At 62.4% G+C, this 4,441-nt stretch carries 2 protein-coding genes and 1 tRNA gene; 1 reads left to right on the top strand and 2 read right to left on the bottom strand.

Annotated elements, in window-relative coordinates; genetic code table 11:
• Both ABW043_RS22245 and ABW043_RS22240 read right to left on the bottom strand, forming a co-directional pair.
• Positions 1-1,244 (bottom strand): ABC transporter substrate-binding protein (locus ABW043_RS22245; protein ID WP_353923379.1); only part of this gene is annotated, 1,244 nt, incomplete at its 3' end.
• A gap of 240 nt (positions 1,245-1,484) precedes the next feature.
• Positions 1,485-4,058, bottom strand: coding sequence for a sensor histidine kinase (locus ABW043_RS22240; RefSeq protein WP_353923378.1), 2,574 nt, complete (start codon positions 4,056-4,058; stop codon positions 1,485-1,487).
• A gap of 304 nt (positions 4,059-4,362) precedes the next feature.
• Between ABW043_RS22240 and ABW043_RS22235 the strand changes: the two genes are divergently transcribed.
• Positions 4,363-4,439 (top strand) — tRNA-His (locus tag ABW043_RS22235).
• The last annotated feature ends 2 nt before the right edge of the window (positions 4,440-4,441 follow it).

The following is a 4,441-nucleotide window of genomic DNA, read 5'->3' as shown; positions in this document are numbered from 1 at the left end:
TAGCCGAAGTAGTAGTCGGGATTGGCATAGATGCCAATGTCGAACGGCTCCACATGGCTGATGATGGTCAGGTCGAAGTCCTTGTTGCCAAAGACGTCTTCCAGCCACTGTGCCCATTCCATGTTGATCAGTTCGAGCTTGATGCCGACCTTGGCAAATTCGCTGGCAATGATCTGTCCGGAAACGCGCGCGTAGTTGACCGGCGGCAGCTTCAGCGTCGCCGAAAAACCATCGGGATAACCGGCCTCGGCCAGCAGTTCCCGCGCCTTGTCGAGATCGTAGGGATAGGTGTTGGTCAGGTCGACGTAATAGGGGTGATGCGGAGCAAAGTGGCTGCCGATCGGGGCGCCATAGCCATAGGTCGCGCCATCGATGATTTCCTGGCGATTGATGGCATGGGCCATGGCCTGGCGAACTTCGAGCTTGTCGAATGGTGCTTTGGCATTGTTGGTCGAGAGAATGGTCTCGCCCTCGGTAGTGCCGACCAGAACCTTGAACTGCGGATTGCCGTCAAAGACCGGCAGGGCTTCGGCAGCAAAATTGTAGGTGCCGTCCACATCGCCAGCGAGCAGCGCATTGGTCATCGTGGCCGTGTCGCCGATGAACACATAGGTCGCCTTGGTCAGCGCGGGCTTTTCGCCCCAATAGGGGCCATATTGCTCGAGAATGACGCGGCTGCCGCGATCCCACTGCACGAAGGCGAAGGGGCCAGTGCCGATGGGCGTCGTGCCGTTGTCGGCAGCGCTTTCTGGCGCCACGATGACGGCATCGCCGCGACCGATATTGAAGAGGAAGAGCCCGTCGGGGCGCGACAGGGTGATTTCCACCGTCAGCGGATCGACGACGGTTACGGCCGAGATGGCCTCATAGAGCGCCTTTTGCGCGTTGACGCTGTCTTCGGCGAGGATGCGCTCGAAAGTGAATTTCACGTCTTCCGCATCGAATGCGCTGCCGTCGTGGAAGGTGACGCCGTCATTGAGCGTGAAGCGATAGGTGAGCCCGTCTTCGCTGACGGTCCATGCCGACGCCAGACCGGGCAACACGGCGCCCGTCTGGTCGATGCGGGTCAGGCCCTCGAAGACATTTTGATAGACGACGACGTCTATCGCTTCGGCAGCGCCGGCCGTAGGGTCGAGCGCTGGCGGCTCCAGCGGCGCGCCGACGCGAATCTCGGTCGATTGCGCGAACGCAAGGCTGGTGGCCAAAAGCAGACCGGCACTGGCCAGCGCGAAAGATTTGGTCACTCTCATATCTGTCTCCCAGAGGTCGGCGCGGCCCCGCGCCTTTCGCTAGAGCATGATCGGGAAAAGTGGAGGCCGGCTTTTCCGAAAGGATCATGCTCCACATAAAATTAGAGCAGGACGGTGACTCGAAGAGGCACGCCATCCTGTTCTAGGTATAGGCAAAGTTGCGCACTGGTGCACCCGCATTGGGCGCTAAACTTTTCGCCTAAGCGTCTCTCCGGTGGGAAGAAAGACCTTCCGCTAGTCGGCCGGCAGATTGTCCACGAGATCGGCCGGGATTCGGAGCGAAAACAGCACGCCATTTTCCCCCGCCGGATCGACCGAAAGCGAGACGGCATTGACCGCGAGCAACGACCGGGTAAGCGCCAGGCCAACGCTGGAGCGGACCGGCGCCAGCGCCTGGCCGGACTTGCTCAAACCATCACGGAACACCACGAAGCGCTCAGCCATGTCGACGGCATGGTTGGAACTATCACGCACGTGGATGGCAATGCCGCCATCGTCGAGCAACTGGGCCGAAATCACCACCGTGCTGCCCACCGGGCTCTGGTCAATGGCGCTGGCGAGGAGGTTCAGCACGGCCTGGCCCAGCGAGGCGCGGTCCGCAGTCACGCGCGGCAGCGTCTCGGAAATGGCATTGCGCACGATGATCCGCCCGGCATTGGCCTGGTTGCGGATGCGCAGCACGCAGGTTTCGAGCAGTTCGGTCAGGTCAAGGCTGGCGCGCTCGGCGAGATATTTCCCCTCGCGAAGCCGCGCATAGTCTTCCAACTCATCGACCAGCGCCGCAATGTCATTGCCGGCCGCCGCGATGTCTTCGGCATAGGCCTCATAGCGTTCGTCGCCCAGCTCGCCAAAGGCCTTGCTGCGCAGCAGTTCGGCAAAACCAATTATGGTGTTGAGCGGTCGCCGCACGCCCCGGCCGATGCGGGCGAGGAGAGCCGGGTCAGCATCCGGCGCCCCGAGCGCACGCCGCGGCACGATATTGCGCGGCCGCACCATGGCGAAATAGCCGCTGACGATACCGGCCTGGCCCTGAGCGAACAGGACGATCTCGGACTTGTTGTCGAGCGAGCGCAGGATAACGGCGGGTCGCTCGGTTTCGGCAAAACGGCCCGGACGCTCGAGGAAGCCGCGCAGCGCAAAGCCATCTTCGGACGAAATCAGCGCCGAGAGCGGCTTGCCAAGAATTGTGTTGCCGGCGCCAAGAGCCGCCGAAGCGGAAGAATCGGAAAGACGAACGACGCCTGTGCGGCTCAATTCGACAAAGCCGTCGCCGCGCAGTTCGGCAAAGGCTTGGGCAAAGGCGCGCACCGCGTCCTCATGACCCGTCCGCACTTCCGTGGTGCTGGCCGAAAGCATCAGCGCCGGTCGGCCCTGCCACGAGGTCGATTGCAGGCGTGCGGTCACGGGCACCAGCGTGCCGTCGCGCTGGACCAAGTGATTGACCGGACCGGCATCCTGTTCGCCATTGCTTGCCGGGAAAATGGCGGTGAGCCCGGCCTGCCTCAGGGATTCGACCGATTCATAGCCGACCATTTCGGTAATGGCGCGATTGGCAAAAAGGATCTGCTGGTCACGGAACACGAGGATGCCGAGCGGCAGGCGATTGAGCACCAGCGTCTCGCCTCCGAGGCTGACGAGCGAGCCAGCGGCGCCCACGGGGCCGGCATCCGCCGTCGGGGGAACCGGCTGTCCGGCGCCCTGGAGGCCCACACGATCATTGAGGATGCGCGACAGCTCGTCGAAATTGTAGCGCGACACGCGCTCCACCAGATCGTGGGCAATCTCCGGCTCGGTTCCCGCCGGGAAAAGCGCATCGTCCTCCGCACGCTCGACGATCACCTCAGGCGCGGGCACTATGTTGGTGCGCAAGCCTCGTCCGGTGATCTTGAAAAGCCGCGGCGCGGCTTCGTCTCGTTGGACGGGTTCTTCTGGCACACTGGACTGTGGAACCTCGTCATCCGCTTCATTGAGTGGAGTAAACAGATCCTCGTCGGCAGCAAGACGATCCACAAGCGCGCTAAGGCTACGGAAGAGCGGACGTTCTGGGCTGTCCTCGGAGGCCGGTTCGTCTTCCTCGTCGAGGTCCGAAGCATTCACCTCGTCGGTGAACACAGTCGGCTCAGCCGCAGGCGTATATACCGTTTCCGGGTCGGCATCCTGCCAGTCGTGCAGTTCGCGGCTATAGGAGTCATCGGGCGCAATGACAGCTTGAGGCGCGCCGGCGAGTTCTTCCTCGGGCTCGCTTTCAGGTTCGGCAGGCGCCTCGTTTACCTCAACCGCTTCAGGCGCCGGAGTGCTTGGCGGCTCGATGGCTTGATCGATCGCTGGCGCGTCGTCGTTATGCTGAGGCGTTGGTTCGTCGGTCACGATTTCCGGGGCAGCCGCCTCAGGAGGCGTTACCGCGTCTAGCGCGTTCTCCTGCGGCGCGCCGGATGCGGCGAGAATTTCGGGATCGATTGGATCGACCGAGACGATGAGCAGATAGGCTTCCTCGCCCTCAAGCAGCAATGGCGTCGTGGCGCAGGTGGTTGAGGCCGGCTTGTCGCCGGCATTGAACTGGATGCGCGCCAGGCTCGTGCGCCCAGGCGAACCCAGCCGGATGGTCCGTGCCACCTGACCCTTGAGGGGAACGGCGAGCGGGGCGAGCTTCAGTCCGCTTTTCTTGAGTTTGGCCAGAAACAGGCCTGCAGCCGGGTTCGACCAGATCAGGCGCTGGCCGTCCTGCGACCATAGCCAAGCCGGCCGCGTGTCTTGCGCGTGCTGCAGCACCCGGCGGGCATTCGGCGATGTGGTCCACTCGGCATTCATAGACAGGGTGTTGAGGCCATTTGTGCTTGTGCCAGAACGGCACAATTTTCGTAGAGTTCTTTAAGTGTTCTTCATTATCGTGCCGCCGGAAACGAATCCAGCCCGCGACACGCATCCCATCCATTCAATCGTCGCCATGGTTAAATACGAGGTCCTAAGGAATGGTCACGGGCGCCGCTGCAATTGGCTGAAGGCGGGCTTCGGCGCGTCTGTCCACAGGGCCAAAATCGGTGCTTGTCATTGTGACGATCTCGACCTATGTTCCGCCCGCTTTCGGCAGCCACCCTTGGCGCCGTCGCGGTATGCCGCCTTAGCTCAGTTGGTTAGAGCGCTAGATTGTGGATCTAGAGGTCCCCCGTTCGATCCGGGGAGGCGGTACCACC

It is taken from the genome of Devosia sp., assembly GCF_040509215.1.
Lineage (GTDB): Bacteria > Pseudomonadota > Alphaproteobacteria > Rhizobiales > Devosiaceae > Devosia.
Note: the sequence above shows the minus strand (reverse complement) of the source record. Positions and strands in the feature narration are given on the sequence as shown.

Bases quoted from the DNA above. Each gene is read 5' to 3' on its own strand.
- ABW043_RS22240 (WP_353923378.1), bottom strand. From the start codon at position 4,058: ATGAATGCCGAGTGGACCACATCGCCGAATGCCCGCCGGGTGCTGCAG.